Source organism: Tautonia plasticadhaerens, assembly GCF_007752535.1.
Lineage (GTDB): Bacteria > Planctomycetota > Planctomycetia > Isosphaerales > Isosphaeraceae > Tautonia > Tautonia plasticadhaerens.
In genome coordinates this window covers 2,651,541-2,666,575 of sequence record NZ_CP036426.1, presented here as the reverse complement: position 1 = coordinate 2,666,575, position 15,035 = coordinate 2,651,541, and the positions used below count along the sequence as shown (strand labels likewise).

General features: G+C 71.1%; 10 protein-coding genes. 5 read left to right on the top strand and 5 right to left on the bottom strand.

The features are described 5' to 3' along the window. The first annotated feature begins 504 nt into the window (after positions 1 to 504). From ElP_RS37820 to ElP_RS10310, 3 genes are all read left to right on the top strand, one after another. Positions 505 to 2,019 (top strand): hypothetical protein, encoded by a 1,515-nt coding sequence (locus ElP_RS37820; protein ID WP_197446867.1) that lies wholly within the window; start codon positions 505 to 507, stop codon positions 2,017 to 2,019. A gap of 135 nt (positions 2,020 to 2,154) precedes the next feature. Then, the gene (gene arfB, locus ElP_RS10315; RefSeq protein WP_145268988.1) at positions 2,155 to 2,574 is read left to right on the top strand and encodes an alternative ribosome rescue aminoacyl-tRNA hydrolase ArfB; all 420 of its coding nucleotides are present in this window, start codon (positions 2,155 to 2,157) and stop codon (positions 2,572 to 2,574) included. Between the two features lie 51 nt (positions 2,575 to 2,625). Further along, a complete protein-coding gene (locus ElP_RS10310) occupies positions 2,626 to 2,895 on the top strand; it encodes a hypothetical protein (protein WP_145268986.1) in 270 nt (89 codons plus the stop codon). 18 nt (positions 2,896 to 2,913) lie between these two features. Here the strand turns inward: ElP_RS10310 and ElP_RS10305 are convergent, their stop codons facing one another. The 5 genes from ElP_RS10305 to ElP_RS10285 all read right to left on the bottom strand — a co-directional run bounded on the left by ElP_RS10305 (position 2,914) and on the right by ElP_RS10285 (position 8,462). Next, entirely contained in the window at positions 2,914 to 3,435 is a 522-nt protein-coding gene (locus ElP_RS10305) for a hypothetical protein (protein WP_145268984.1), read from the bottom strand. 141 nt (positions 3,436 to 3,576) lie between these two features. Continuing rightward, on the bottom strand, positions 3,577 to 5,175 hold the full coding sequence (locus tag ElP_RS10300; protein WP_197446866.1) for an RNA polymerase sigma factor: 1,599 nt from the start codon (positions 5,173 to 5,175) through the stop codon (positions 3,577 to 3,579). Between the two features lie 133 nt (positions 5,176 to 5,308). Beyond that, the gene (locus tag ElP_RS10295; RefSeq protein ID WP_145268980.1) at positions 5,309 to 5,677 is read right to left on the bottom strand and encodes a hypothetical protein; all 369 of its coding nucleotides are present in this window, start codon (positions 5,675 to 5,677) and stop codon (positions 5,309 to 5,311) included. A gap of 98 nt (positions 5,678 to 5,775) precedes the next feature. After that, positions 5,776 to 7,098 (bottom strand): Gfo/Idh/MocA family protein, encoded by a 1,323-nt coding sequence (locus tag ElP_RS10290; protein WP_145278357.1) that lies wholly within the window; start codon positions 7,096 to 7,098, stop codon positions 5,776 to 5,778. Positions 7,099 to 7,454: 356 nt separating this feature from the next. Further along, positions 7,455 to 8,462: a DUF3500 domain-containing protein gene (locus ElP_RS10285; protein WP_145268978.1), complete on the bottom strand. Its 1,008-nt coding sequence runs from the start codon at positions 8,460 to 8,462 to the stop codon at positions 7,455 to 7,457. A gap of 274 nt (positions 8,463 to 8,736) precedes the next feature. On the opposite strand from ElP_RS10285, the gene ElP_RS10280 reads away from it, so the two are divergent. Then, positions 8,737 to 12,195, top strand: coding sequence for a protein kinase domain-containing protein (locus ElP_RS10280; protein WP_197446864.1), 3,459 nt, complete (start codon positions 8,737 to 8,739; stop codon positions 12,193 to 12,195). A 1,278-nt stretch (positions 12,196 to 13,473) separates the two neighbouring features. Continuing rightward, positions 13,474 to 14,949 (top strand): aldehyde dehydrogenase family protein, encoded by a 1,476-nt coding sequence (locus tag ElP_RS10275; protein WP_145268974.1) that lies wholly within the window; start codon positions 13,474 to 13,476, stop codon positions 14,947 to 14,949. Positions 14,950 to 15,035: the final 86 nt, after the last annotated feature.

The following is a 15,035-nucleotide window of genomic DNA, read 5'->3' as shown; positions in this document are numbered from 1 at the left end:
TCGGGTCGCCCCGGAGGGGCAGCCCGGCTCGCCGAACGATCATGCGAGGGGAGGCCTTGGGACGGACCGGGCCGCTGGCCGGCTCGCCTTCGATCCCCCCCCCGGCGACCAGGTCCGCCGACGCCCCCCTTCGGGGTCGTCGGCCGCCCGGGTCGCGCGCCGGCCCGGCCGCCGTCCCGGCGGCCCAGTTCGCGTCATGCCCGGGGCCGCTTCCGGCGCGGGCCTCCCGTGAGAAAGGACGAGGACGCCATGACCGCGATCAGGAAGATCCTCCAGGCCGTGCTTTCCTGGCGACCGCGCCGGGGACCGACCGCGCCCATGGCGCGGCGACGCCGGCGCGCCGCAGTCGAGCATCTGGATCATCGACAGCTCATGAGCGTCGACTTCACGGGAAACGTTGTAACCGATTTCCCCGCTACCACAAGTCCAGGTGTCGTGGTCCTCACTCCCGAACCGGATGACCCCGATTACCTCGTCCCATTCATCCCGCCCGAGCCCCCGGGCTTGCGCGAATTCATCGGCGTCTCCGGCTTCCAGCTCGACGCCATCCGGGTCTCCTACGACCAGGAGCAGGACTCCCTGCGGATCGGCCTGGAGCAGCCGATCAACGGCAAGACCGGCCAGCCGGTGATCGCCGGCGACGCCGACAACAACCTCGATGGCGGCACCGTCGCCCCCGAGGTCCAGGCGCTGCCCGTCTTCTTCGAGGACCCGCTGCTGCTGGGCGGCTCGGAGACGATGTACGCCAGCATCGACCTGCTGGACAACGACGTGCTCGGCGACCCCGAGACCCTGGCCGACAACGTCGTGGCCGGCATCACCAACGGGATCGACCCCGACACCCTGGAGCCCCTGCGGAAGATCTATACCGTCGCCGAGTACTCGGCCGACCCGCTCCGCAACGGCTTCGGCGACATCCTGCCGGAGAACATCGGCGTCTCCTTCCTGAGCAACACCCCCAGCGCCCCGAACTTCGAGTTCGAGGTCCGCAACTTCGCCCAGCTCTACCAGCAACGGACCGGCACGGAGCTGACCCCCGAGACCCGGTTGCAAGTCTCCGCCTTCGCCGGCTCGGCCCAGGACGACGGCATCAGCGAGGCCCAGATCCCGCCCCTCGGCTTCAACTTCGGCGACTCCACGCTGCCCACCCCGCCGCCGCCTCCTCCCCCGCCGCCCCCGCCTCCTCCCCCCCCGCCGCCGCCCCCGCCGTGCCCGCCGCTGGAGCCGAAGGTCCTGGTCCAGCCGCACAACCACCGGACGATCAACACGGCGCACCCGCAGCTCGTCCGGGTGAACCTGTTCGGCTCCCCCCGGTTCGCCGTGACCGAGGTCAACACCGACACGGTGAGCCTCTCCGGCGCCGAGCCGCTGATCACCTTCACCCAGTTCTCGAACAAGGACCCGTACCTCGACGCCACCTACATCTTCCTCAGCACCGACATCGACCCGCTGCCGCCCGGGGTGACCTTCGTCAACCTCACCGGCCAGCTCAACGACGGCACCGAGTTCGTGAGCCCGGTGCAGGTCTTCAACCGGGACGTGACCCTGTTCATGGCCGGGGTGACCACGCCCCCCCAGCCGGTGACGAACCCGGCGCCCCCGCCGGGGCAGTTCTACCGGGGGCTCCAGCCGGGGGCCGCCCAGCGGATCCGCCAGGAGTTCGGCCCGGCCCTCCGGGGCACCCTCGGCGCCGAGCCCACCCGGGGCGCCATCGCCCGGTCGTTCCTGGGGCAGGTCCCGGTCCTCACACCCGCCCCGGCCCCGACCCCGGCACCCCCGGTCTCTTCGCCGACCCCCGGCGGCGGGACGTTGGGAGGTGGGACGCTCGGCGGCGGGACGCTCGGCAGCGGGCCGGTGGTCACCCTCGCCGGGGCCCGGACCAATCGGGCCGCCTCGACCCTGCGGGGCTCGACCCTCCGCACCGCGGTGCCGACCCTCGCCGCCAGCACCCGGGCCGTGACCGCCCCGCCGACGATGTCGGTCGACTACGGCACCCACGGAGGGCCCTCGGCCCGCTGAGTGCAACCCTGACCAACGCGGCCCTCGGTCGCTAGAATAGGGCGACCGGGCCCGTCGAGCCCCCCGGCGTTCGAGCACGCCGGGGGGCTCTCTTCGATTGACCGACCGACCGACCGCAGGCCCGAGGGGGCGTCCATGCTTCGCATCAACGACCGGATCTCGATCCCGATGGACGAGCTCCACTTCGACTACGCCCGATCCGGCGGCCCCGGCGGCCAGAACGTCAACAAGGTCGCCACCAAGGCCGTGATGCGCTGGACGCCCGCCGACAGCCCGAGCCTCCCCGAGCCCGTCCGCCGCCGACTGCTCCGGGCCGTCGGCCCCCGGCTGAATTCCGAGGGGGAGCTGATCATCTCCTCCCAGCGGACGAGGGACCGCCTCCGGAACATCGACGACTGCCTGGACAAGCTCCGGGACCTCGTCCTCGAGGCCGCCACCCCCCCCAAGCCCCGGATCCCCACCAGGCCCACGCTCGGCTCGAAGCAGCGCACGACCGAGTCCAAGAAGCAGCGATCCCAGACCAAGAAGCTCCGCAAGCCCCCCTCGTTCGACTGACAGAACGATCGACCGATCCCCAGGAACGGACGCCCCCGGAGACCCTCGACGATGGCCGACCGCAACTACTCGCCCCACCAGCAGAAGATCATCAAGCGTTACTACGAGAACTTCGACGCCATCAAGTCCCAGCGCCTCTCCGACCTCGCCGCCGAGCTCTACCTCGCCGAGGGCAAGAAGCGGGATCGCCTCTGGACGCAGGTCTCCGACCTCCTCACCAGGCTCGAATTCCCCGCCTCCCGGATCGACCACCTCATGCAGAAGCGCGACCCGGCCCTGCTCGTCGGCATTATCAAGGAACTGGACTCGAAGCAGGGCTGACGATGCCCCCCGGAGCCGTCATCGGACCTCGAAGAGCACCGGGGCGGATTCCACCCGCATGGCCGGCTCTTGCGTCTCATGGTAGACGACCCGGACGGCGTATCGCCCCGCGCCCAGGACGTACATCCGGGCGAGGTCGACCAACGCCGACCCCTCCCCAGCTCGGACCATCGATCGGCCCGGCCCGATCCGGAACCGCACGTTCTTCGACCAGGGGCCGAACGGGGCAAACGCCTCCCGACGCTCCCGGCCCCAGGGGGTGAGGAACGGCTCCCGATCGTCCTCGTCCGTCACGGTCACGAGGTGGTTCGCCCAGAACCCCCGGCTCCAGATCGTCGTCTCCTCGACGGAGTGGTTCTCGAAGGCACAAGACAGGGGAATCGGCTCCCCCGCACGGAAGGATCGGCCGGGGAGCGTCACCCTCATCGAGAATCGGGCCAACTCCCTCCGGATCTCCGTGGATGTCAGCTCGGCCATCGGGGGGAGGGGGGGCGACAGGGCGGACGCCAGGGAAACGATCACGACATCTGGTATTAGCATCCTGCTTCTCCTCGAGGCCGGGCCTTCGCGTGGTGGACACCGGATGGACGGGCCAGGGGCGACAACGCATCCCCGGAACCCTAACCCCTCGACATCGTCCTGATCAACCCGAGACACGTCTCCACGATCCCCATCAGGGCATCACTCGGGATCGACGGCGGCCCATCGGCCGGTGCGGGCGCCGAAGACGTAGACGCGATCGTCGTCCTCGCAGAGGACATACTCGTTGTTCAGGATCGGCGGCCCCTCGGCCCCCTCGGGCCGCTCGACCACGTCCCATCGACTTGTCCTTGCACTAAAGGCATAGACGCGGGGGCCGTCCCAGATGGCGGCCATGCCCCCGGAGACGATCGTCTGGAGCGTCCCGTCGACCGCAGGGCGCAGGTCGATCGTGGACCAGGAGTCCGCCCCGGGGCCGTAGGCCGCCAGTCGGGAGATGCCTTCGCCCTCCATCTGGAGGACGACAACCTCGTTGGTGGCGATCGGGACGGCGGTCAGCCCCTCGGGGACCTGGTAATTCGCGGTCTTGCCGCTCCCGGCGTCGTGGACCGTGATCTGGTCCTTGGCCTCCGACTCCAGCAGGATCATCGTCCCCGCCTGGAGCGTGATCCGACGGCCCGCCCCGGTGTACCCGGACCCGCCGAGGCCCGGCAGGCCACCGAAGCCCCCAGTCTGGATTCCCTGGCTGAACCCTCCCCCGAATCCGCCTCCTCCATACGCCACGGCGCCGGGGCGTGAGCCGGGCGGATTCGTCAGGGAGCCCGGGCCCCCACCTGCCTGTGCTCCGACGGCCGGCGGGCTCGAATTCCCGGAGGCCGGGCCACCCTGTCCCGTCCCGAGGCCCCCGAACTGCGCGGTGGCAACGGCTCCTCCGGCGAGGAGCAGGGCGGCCGGAACTGCAACGGTCAGCTTGCTGATGATCATGGCTCGCAGAGCCTCCTGGGTGAGCGTCGCGACCGCGACCGGGAACGACCCGTCGAGGGCACGTCGCATGGCGAATCGGACGGCGGCTTGAGTCGTGGCGGAAGCCAGCGCGGGGGGCATGGACCCGGAGAGGCCCCGGACGACCGGGACGCCGAGGCCCGGGTGCCCGACCCCCCGGCGTTCGAGACGGCCCCGGAGCCGGTCGCGTCCCCGGGAGAGCCGGCTCCGGACGGTGCCGACCGGCCAGCCGAGCCGGAGCGCGGCCTCCTCGTGCGAGCAACCGTCCAGGTCGCACGCCTCGATCGCCTCCCGGTACCGGCCCGGCAAGCGGGCCAGCTCGTCGAGGATCACGGTCCGGAGGTCGTCCCGATCGGCGGCCTTCTCGGCCGAGTCCCGGCCGGGGGGCTCCGTCGCGTCGATCGCCGTCGAGGAAACCTCCCGGGCGTGGAGGCGTTTCGCCCTCGTCCTCGCCCGTGCCGCGACCTTCCGGCTGACGCCGTAGAGCCAACGGCCGATCGAGTCGTCGACCCGGACCGAGCCCGCCTTCCTCGCCAAGATGAGGAAGACGGCCTGGAAGGCGTCCTCGGCGTCGTGCGGGTTTCGCAGGGCCCGCCGGCAGACGCCGAGCACCATCCCCCCGTGCCGGGACACCAGGGCGCCGAAGGCGGCCTCGGCCGCCTCGAGATCCCCGGCGGCCCCCCGGCGGAGGAACCGGTCGATCAGCTCGCCGTCCCCCAGCCCCGCGACCGCCCCTCCCCCGAACAGGGAGGCGGCCTGCCGCCGAAGCTCGTCCGCCGCCCCCGACCTGCTCGCCATGCCCATGCCTGGCCCCCCGATCGAACCTCAAGCCGCCACCCTTGCCATGCAGGCGGGGCCGACGACCAATCCCGATTTCTCCCAACGTCCCGGAGAAATCGGAACCCGATCAAGGCATCCGGCCGGCCGTTCGTCAGATTCCCAGGACCAGCAGGACCTTCCCCGATTCGGATGCGAGGCGGGCGAGGTCGGCGATGGCCCGGACCGCATCCTCGATTGCCCTGCTCGTACGCCCTGGTGGCGTCACCGGATCGCATCCTAGCCGGTCGACCAGCGCGTCGACCGCCTCGCCCTCGAACTCGGTGGGGCCGAAGAAGTTGAAATCAGGATTCGCGGCCCGGAACAGCGGGGCGAGTGGCTCCATCAGCTCGAACGAGAGACGCAAGGCGTCGGGCCGACCGTAATACTCATGCTTGATCGAGCGGATGCGTTGCAGCCGGCCGACCCGCTCCCAGCACTCGCCTGCATCGAGGACGAGGAACTCGACGCAGGGCCTCGTCATCGTCTCGGCCCCCGGTTCGGGCCCCTGGAGTGGAGGTTGTTCGCAACCCATCGAGGATCGGCGAACCATCGCCGATCCTCGGGCCGGGGAAACACCAATCACGCCGGGTAGGTCCAAGGCGATCGGTACTCGCGGCGGAGCAGGGCGTTCGCCTCGGGGTCGCCGGGGATCTCGTGGGCCTCGTGGTCCCAGGAGATGCTGCGACCGAGCTTGTAGGAGAGCATCCCCAGCAGGCTCATGTTCGACGATCGGTGGCCGATCTCGATGTCGCTGACCGGCCGGCGGCCGGAGGCGATGGCGTCGAGGAAGTCGGCGAAGAGTTCCCGGATGTTCTGCTGGTCGGGGTCGTGCAGCTGCGCCGGGACGTTGGTCGGCGCCCGCTTGGCGTCCCGGGGGTAGAAGGTGGTGCCGTCGAGCCAGCCGATGTGCAGGGTGCCCTCGGTGCCGTAGAAGTAGCAGCCGACGGCCTGGCCGGGGTGGGTCTTCTCGGCGGTGTTGCCGGCGAACCGGCGGTGCTCCCAGCTCACGGAGAAGTCGTCGAACTGCAGGGCGGCGATCTGGTGGTCGGGGGCGTCGGAGGTCTGCCGAGTGCCGTCGTTGATGGCGGGCCCGGCGATCGGCCGCCCCCCGGTGGAGAAGACGGTCTTCGGGGCGAGTTCGTCGGTCCACCACATGATCTGGTCCATCCAGTGGATGCCCCAGTCGCCGAGGGTGCCGTTGGCGTAGTCGAGGAACTGGCGGAACCCCTTGGGGTGGAGCATCGGGTTGTAGTCGCGCAGGGGGGCGGGGCCGCACCAGAGGTCCCAGTCGAGCCCCTCGGGGGGCTCGGCGTTCGGGATCGGCTCCTCGGGGCCCCCGCCGTAGTGGACGAAGGCCCGGACCATGCCCACCTCCCCCACCGTGCCGTCCCGGAGCATCTCCATGCCCGCGAGGTTGTGCGGCGAGACGCGGCGGTGCGTCCCCACCTGGACCACCCGGTCGTTCCGCCGGGCGGCCTCGACCATCGCCCGGCCTTCCATCACCGTGTGGCCGATCGGCTTCTCGACGTAGACGTGCGCCCCGGCGTCGCAGCAGGCGATCGTGATCAGCGGGTGCCAGTGGTCGGGCGTGGCGACGATCGCGACGTCGGGCCGCTCGGCGTCGATCAGCTCTCGATAATCCGTGTACACCTTGATCGAGTCGGGCAGCATCCCGCCCAGGGCCGACTTGCAGGAGGCGATTTGAGACTCGTCCACGTCGCAGAGCGCCACGGGCCGGCAGCGGCCGGAGGCGATCGCCTCCCGGAGGATGTTGGTCCCCCACCAGCCCGAGCCGATCAGCGCGGTCGAGTGGGTCGCGTCCTGCTTCGCCCGGAGGATGCCGGGCATCGCGGCCAGGGCCCCGGCCGAGGCGGCGGAGCGGACGAAGGTGCGTCGGGAAATCTTCATGGATGCGATTCTCGATGAAAAATCGTGCCGATTCGGACCAATTTGGGCTGATCCGACCTCCGTCCCCCTCTCCCCGCGAGCGGGGAGAGGGACGGGGTGAGGGGGCCGTGACCGGGACGCGGGGCCCCATGAATCCTCCGGGCCCCCCTCACCCGGGCTCCGCCCGCCCTCTCCCCCGCAGACGAGGGCGAGGGTCCGTCTCCCTCCCCCTCTCCCCGCGAGCGGGGAGAGGGACGGGGTGAGGGGTCCTGGCGTGACTGCAAGGCCCGGCGAGGCGTCCGATCCCCCTCGCCCGGCCCCTGGCCACCCGCTCCCCCCGTCTGCGAGGGGGAGCGGGTGGCGATTCCGGGTCAGGCCCTCTTGCCGATGTTCACATAGGCATGCACGTGGGGGGCGCCCCGGAAGTGCCAGACGAAGGTCGGGCCCTCGATCCGCCAGTTGTCCCACTCGCCGTCGTCGCCCAGGTCGCCTTCCTTGTAGAAGGCCATGTGCAGGGCGTCCATCCCGCCCCCGGCCTCGATCACGGCCATCGCCTCCTCCACGTCCTCGGCCCGGTACGGGTCGAGCACGACCCGGATGACCGAGGCCACCAGCTCCTTCTGGTCGGAAGCCAGCTCGCTCAGGCAGATGCCCGGCAGCATGCCCCCCTCGCCCTGGATCTCGACGGCGGTCTCCCTCGGGGCGTTGTCGACCAGGGCCAGGTCGCGCTGCGTGCCGTCGAGGGCGCCGAAGACCTGGTTGGCCTTCACGGTCTGGTAGTAGAAGACGTTGCCGGGCAGGCCCTTGGTGGAGTCCCCCTGGCCGTGGCCGTAGACGATCGGCCCGCCGAAGGCGGCGCCCGGGTTGCTGTTGCCGTCGGCCCTCAGGGTCAGGTGCCGGCCGGTCAGCTCGAACTCGAAGGCGTCGGTGCCCGGCTCGCCGAAGAGCGCGATGTGGTACTCCTCGAAGCCGCCGGAGTCCTGGTCCATCTGGATCCGGAAGCGCTCGTACCCCTCGGGGCTGGTGACGCCCCGGACCACGTCCTCGACGAGCATCTGCTGCTCGGTGCTCAGCTCGCCGATCGTCGGCTCGGTGATCGCCCAGTTGGCGTTGATCTTCTTGCGGAGCGGGTCGTCGTACGAGAAGCAGAGCACCTCGCGCTGCTCCGGCTTGAGCGACTCGAACAGCCGACCGGCGGCCGTCTCGGCGGCGCTCTTGGGGCTCGGCCCCTCGCCCAGCACGGCGGCCCGGGCGGCGCCGGTGCCGAGGCCGACGAACGGGGCCAGGCCGCCGATCGCGGCCGCGCCGCCCACGGCCCGGACGAACTGGCGACGCGAGAGGGTCTCGATGCGGGACACGTTGCGATTGTCCTGGGCCATGAGCGTTGGCCTCCGAGCTTCGGGTGTTGGGACCAGAGACGGTTCGGGCCCGGCGCGACCCCACGCCGGCGTCCCCGACACTAACACACGGCTCATCGCCGGGTAAGCAAGGACCATGCCCGACGATTCGAACTCCCCGGCATCGGCCTCCCTTCCCGCGGGAGGGGGGGAATTCCGTTGGACGAGGTGCCCCGGGGCCTTAACGTGGGATCGATGGCAGCCCGGATCCCCCGGGCCTGGTGGTGTTCCTCGCCGATCGCCCCTGATCCCCACCATGGACGAGTTCGAGAAAATCATCCCCGATCCCCCGAGGTCGGGCGTCCCCGCCGAAGCCCGGCAGGCCGACGCCTCGGGGGCCCCCTCGGGGCGGCGCGACCCGGCCGGACCGACGATCGACGACCCGAATGGCCCCTCCGGCGCCGAGACCCGGATCGACGGGCATCACAACCCCCGGGCCTCCGGGCCCGGCCCGGACGCACCGACGATCGACGGGGGAGCGGACCCGGGGACCTCCCCCCGAGCCCTGCCCGTCCTCCCCGGTTACGAGATCCTGGGGGAGCTGGGCCGGGGCGGCATGGGGGTGGTCTTCAAGGCCACTCACCTGCGGCTCCATCGCCTCTGCGCCCTGAAGATGGTCCGCTCCGGGCCGCTCGCATCCTCGGAGGCCCTGGTCCGGTTCCTGGCCGAGGCCGAATCGGTGGCCCGCCTCCGGCACCCACACATCGTCACGATCCATCACATCGGCGAGCACGACGGCCTGCCCTTCATCGAGCTGGAGTACCTCACCGGCGGTAGCCTCGACGAGCGGCTCGACGGCACCCCCCTGGCCCCCCGACACGCCGCCGGGCTGGTCGCCACGCTCGCCGACGCCGTCCAGGCGGCGCACGAGGCGGGCGTCGTCCACCGCGACCTGAAGCCGGCCAACGTCCTGCTCGACGACCACGAGTCCCCCAAGGTCGCCGACTTCGGCGTGGCCAAGGCGATCGGCTCCGACTCGGGCCTGACCGCCACCGACTCGATCCTCGGCTCCCCCAGCTACATGGCCCCCGAGCAGGCCGGCGGCCATTCCCGGGAGGTCGGCCCGGCGGCCGACATCTACGCCCTCGGGGCCATCCTGTATGAGTTGCTCACCGGCCGGCCCCCATTCCGGGGCGCGACGCTCCTGGAGACGCTGGAGCAGGTCAAGAACGCCGAGCCGGTGCCGCCGTCCCGCCTGGTGCCGGGACTGCCCCGCGACCTCGAGACGATCGCGCTGACCTGCCTGCGCAAGGAGCCGGAGAGGCGGTATCACTCGGCCGCCTCGCTGGAAGCGGATCTGCGCCGGTTCCTGGCCGGCGAGCCGATCGTGGCACGTCCGGTGTCGTCCTGGGAGCGGCTGGTCAAGTGGGGGCGGCGGCGGCCGGCGATCGCTGCGCTCCTGGCCCTGCTGACGATGGCCATCGTCGCCGGGTTCGTGGGCGTGTCCAGCCAGTGGCTGCGCGCCGAGTGGCAGAAAGAATCGCTGCGCAGGCAGAACTACATCGCCCGCGTCAACCTCGCCCTGAGCGAGTGCCTCGGGAACGACGTCGCCCGGGCGCTGCAACTGCTCGACGGGTGCCCGGTCGACCTCCGGGGCTGGGAGTGGGCGTATGTCTGGCGCCAGTGCCATCTCGACCTGAAGACGTTCCGGGAGCCCGGCCCGGCGGTCAATGCCGTGGCGTTCAGCCCCGACGGCCGTCAGGTCGCGTGCGGATCCGGCCACTTCTACGACAAGGAGCCGGGAGTCGCGGGAGCCCTGGTGATCCGGGACGCCACGACCGGGCGGGTGGTCTTCGAGCGCGATGGGCTGACGGGAGGCGTCCGGAGCGTGGCGTTCAGCCCCGACGGCCGCTGGATCGCCGCGAGCTTCGGGCCCCATCTGGCCGTCTGGGAGCTGGCCACCGGGCGGGAGCGATTCCCCCCCAGGACCGAGCCCGGCGAGCGCTCGGCCCTCGGGCTGGCCTTCAGCCCCGACGGCAAGCGGATCGTCCTGGGCTTCGGGATTCTCGGCAACTTCGAGACTCCCGGTTACGCCCGGCTCCTGGATGCCTCGAACGGCGAGGCGGTGGGCGGGGTCCTGCCCGGGCGCGAGTGCGGCGTCTGGAGCGTGGCGTTCAGCCCCGACGGCCGCCAGGTCGCCCTGACCAGCAAGGGCCTCGTGGAGGTCTGGGACGTCGAAGAGGTCGAGACGCCCAGGCGGATCCATTCCCTGCCAGTCCATGGCGGCAAGCTGGTCTACGCCGTGGCGTTCAGCCCCGACGGCCGCCGCCTCGCCTCGGGCGGGCTCGACAAGACGGTCCAGCTCTGGGATCGATCCACCGGGGCGCCGGTCCGGTCCTTCCACGGTCACGAGGGCTTCGTCCGGGCCCTGGCCTTCAGCCCCGACGGCCGTCGCCTGGCCTCCGGGGCCGAGGACAAGGTGGTCAAGCTCTGGGAAGTGGATTCCGGCCGCGGGCTCGCCACCTTCCGCGGGCATGCGCACTTCGTGCTCGGCGTGGCGTTCAGCCCTGATGGGTCTCGGGTCGCATCGGGCGGGTTGGACCGGTTGGTCAAGCTCTGGTTCGCGACGCCGAGCCTCGACCTCACCTTCGATCGCCACGATGGCTGGGTCTCCATTGCGATCAGCCCCGAGGGCCAGCTCGCCGCATCGACCGCGTCCTTTCTCCCCTACAAGGAATCGTGGACCGTCCTCTGGGATCGCGCCACGGGCGAGCCGATCCGGTCCTTCCCGGCGCCGACCGAGGCCTGGCCCCTCGCCTTCAGCCCCGACGGCCGGCGCCTCGCCACGGGAGAACGGAGTGGGATGGTGACGATCTGGGAGATCGCCACCGGCCGACGACTCCTGGAGTTCGAGGCGCATGACGGGGGGACGCCGGCCCTGGCCTTCAGCCCCGATGGCCGGCGCCTCGCCTCGGCCGGCTATGCCGATCGGACGGTGAAGATCTGGGACGCGCAGACCGGCCGCTTGCTCTTCTCGCCGCTTGCATTCGAGGGCCAGCGAGCCGATTTCACATTCTTCCCCGGCCTGGCGTTCAGCCCGGACGCCGAGGGCCGATACCTGGCGGCCACCGATTCCGATTCGACCGTCAAGGTCTGGGACACCCGGACCGGCCGCCTGGCCTACGCGCCCCTCGAGCATCGGTTTCCCGTACACGGCGTGGCCTTCCACTCCGAGGGCCGCCTCCTCGTCTCGACCGGCGGCCGGGTGCTGGAGGGCCGGGCGGAGGTGACCGTCTGGGATCCCGAGTCGGGTCGCAAGATCGCCGACCTCCTCGGGCACACGGACGTCGTCCGCGCCGTGGCGATCAGCCCCGATGGCCGCCGCCTCGCCACGGGAAGCGACGACCGGACCATCAAGCTCTGGGACACGGAGACCTTTGAGGAAGTCTTCACCCTCCGGGGCCACACCTCCGGCGTAATCTCCCTGTCATTCAGCCCCGACGGCCGTCGCCTCGTCTCGGGGAGCATCGACCAGACCGCCAGGATCTGGGACCTGGATCGTCCCTCGCTTGCGACGCTCTACCGCCGCGAGGCCGTCTCCCTGGTCTGGCCCCTCTTCGACCGGCACCGCGACACAGCGGCCGTCCTGGAGGCGTTGCGATCCGACCCCTCGCTCCGCGAGCCGATGCGCGGCATGGCCCTCGACGTGGCCGAGGGATGGCCCATCGGCCCGGACGCGCTGCCCGTCGGGATCCGTCCGGATCCGGCCCGATAGATCGAACTTCCACGAGACATTGATTGTCCGCATGCATAAATTTCTCCCCGCGAGTGGGGAGAGGGCCGTGGTGAGGGGTCTTCGACTGCTCGCCACGCCTCGCGCGTGGTCCGATCCCCCCTCACCCGGCCTCCGGCCACCCTCTCCCCCGAAGACGGAGCCGAGGGTCGGGATCCATCGTCCCGATTCCCCGCGAGCGCGGGAGGGGGAGCCGGAGCGGACGGCCTCGAGTCTGGTGCGTTCCGGAAGCCCTCGACTCGTCCGGTCGCCGGGGAGGGTTCCGCCCCGGGCCGATTTCGTATGACCAAAATCGCCCCGGGCCACGATGATCATGGGGAGGGGTCGTCGAGTCGGCCCCGCCGCCCTGCCCTGCCCTGCCCTGCCCTGCGCCGAGAGCCGAGAGCCGAGAGCCGAGAGCCAGCACCGTGTCGACCGATCCGCCCCCCAGCCCCCGACCCGACACCGCCCAATCCGGGCGCCCCGACCCCGGTCGGAGCCCCGCCGATTGCGCCTCGGGCCCGACCTCGGCCTTGAGCCCGAGGCCGGGGCAAACTCGGGAGCGAGGCGTCCGCAATCGCCGGTGCGCCGCGACGGAGCGAACCCATTTCGAATCGCGCATTTTCCAACCGGAGAACGGGTTGCGCCCGATCCACGTGGCGCACCGGGAGCGCACCGCCCGGGATCCAGCCGCGTCCCGGTCCCCCTCGCCTCCGGACGGGCCCCGGGCGATCGGTCCGGCCCGGACGGTCGCGAGCCCGAGGAAGACCGTCGTGGTGCGCCGCGACGGAGCGAACCCATTTCGAGTTCCGCAATGGTTGGTCGGGGAATGGGTTGCGTCAGAACCGAGGGGCGCACCGGGGGCGCACCGACCGCGTCCCGACCGCGTCTCGACCGCGTCCCGACCGGATCCCTCGGGTCCTCGATCGGCGGCCGGGGAGACGGCTCGGGGCGAGCGTCCTCCCCAGACGGTCCTCCCCGGTGCGCCGCGCGGAGCGAACCCATTTCCTTCGTCGGCTATTGTTTCAGGATCAAGACTTGCGTCGAATCCGGTGGGTGCGTCGTCGGCGCACCCACCGCGTCCCGGGCCCGGACCGCCCGGACTCGCCCCGGGGTTTGCTCCGGGAGGCTGGCCCTCGGGCCCGGTCGGCCGGTGGGTTGAGGGGCCCTTCCCCGGCGATAAGATGGAGGAGTGCCCCGCCCCGGCCGGGAGTGGCCGGGGCGCAACGGTGCCCTCTCCGCCCCTCGAACCCGCACCGCAACCGGAAAGGAAGGCCCCCGATGGCCACGGCGACCGAGGCCCGACCCTCGACCAGGCGCTCGTTCCAGACCAAGCTGCTCATCGACGGACGGTGGCGCGACAGCCTCAGCGGCAAGACCTTCGAGACGATCAACCCGGCGACCGAGGAGGTCATCGCCCAGGTCGCCGAGGCCGACGCCGCCGACGTCGACCTCGCCGTCAAGGCCGCCCGCAAGGCCTTCGACGCCGGCCCCTGGCGGTCGATGGACGCCCGGGACCGGGGCCGCCTGATCGCCAAGCTCGCCGACCTGATCGAGCGCGACATCGACCGGCTCGCCGAGCTGGAGACCCTGGACAACGGCAAGCCCCTGAGCGAGGCCCGCAACGGCGACCTCCCCCTGGTCGTCGACTGCCTGCGGTATTACTCCGGCTGGGCCGACAAGATCCACGGCAAGACCATCCCCATCCGGGGCAACTTCTTCAGCTACAGCAAGCCGGAGCCGGTCGGCGTCGCCGGGCAGATCATCCCCTGGAACTTCCCGATGCTGATGGTCGCCTGGAAGTGGGGCCCCGCCCTCGCCGCCGGCTGCACCGTCGTCATGAAGCCCGCCGAGCAGACCCCGCTCACCTGCCTGGCGATGGGGGAACTCGCCCTCGAGGCCGGGTTCCCCGAGGGGGTCATCAACCTCGTCCCCGGATACGGGCCGGGGGCCGGGTCGGCCCTGGTCGACCACCCGGGGGTCGACAAGGTGGCCTTCACCGGCTCGACCGAGGTCGGCAAGCTGATCATGAAGAACGCCTCCAACACCCTGAAGCGGGTGACGCTGGAGCTGGGGGGCAAGAGCCCCAACATCGTCTTCGCCGACGCCGACCTGGAGAAGGCGGTCGATGGCGCCATGCTCGGCCTGTACCTGAACCAGGGCCAGTGCTGCTGCGCCGGCAGCCGGCTGTTCGTGCAGGAGTCGGTCTACGACCAGATGGTCGACCGGATGGCCGAGAAGAGCAGCAGCCGGGTCCTGGGCGACCCGTTCGCCGAGGGGACCGAGCAGGGCCCGCAGGTCGACCGCGAGCAGTTCGAGAAGATCCTCGGCTACATCGAGAAGGGCAAGCAGCAGGGGGCCCGCTGCGTGACCGGCGGCGAGCGGTTCGGCGACAAGGGCTACTACATCAAGCCCACCGTCTTCGCCGACGTGAAGGACGACATGGCGATCGCCACCGACGAGATCTTCGGGCCCGTCATGCAGGTCCTCAAGTTCAGGGACATCGACGAGGTCGTCACCCGGGCCAACACCACCGACTACGGCCTCGCCGCCGCCGTCTGGACCCGGGACATCGGCAAGGCCCACGCCATCGCCGCGAGGGTCCGGGCCGGGACGGTCTGGGTCAACTGCTACGACGTCTTCGACGCCGCCGCCCCCTTCGGCGGCTTCAAGGCCAGCGGCATCGGCCGGGAGCTGGGAGAGAAGGCCCTCGATAACTACCTGGAGCACAAGACCGTGACCATCGCGCTCGACTGATCGGCCCTCCCACGCCGACCCTCGACCTTCGCCCCCGCTTGCGGGGGAGAGGGTGGCCGGAGGCCGGGTGAGGGGGATGTGGACGA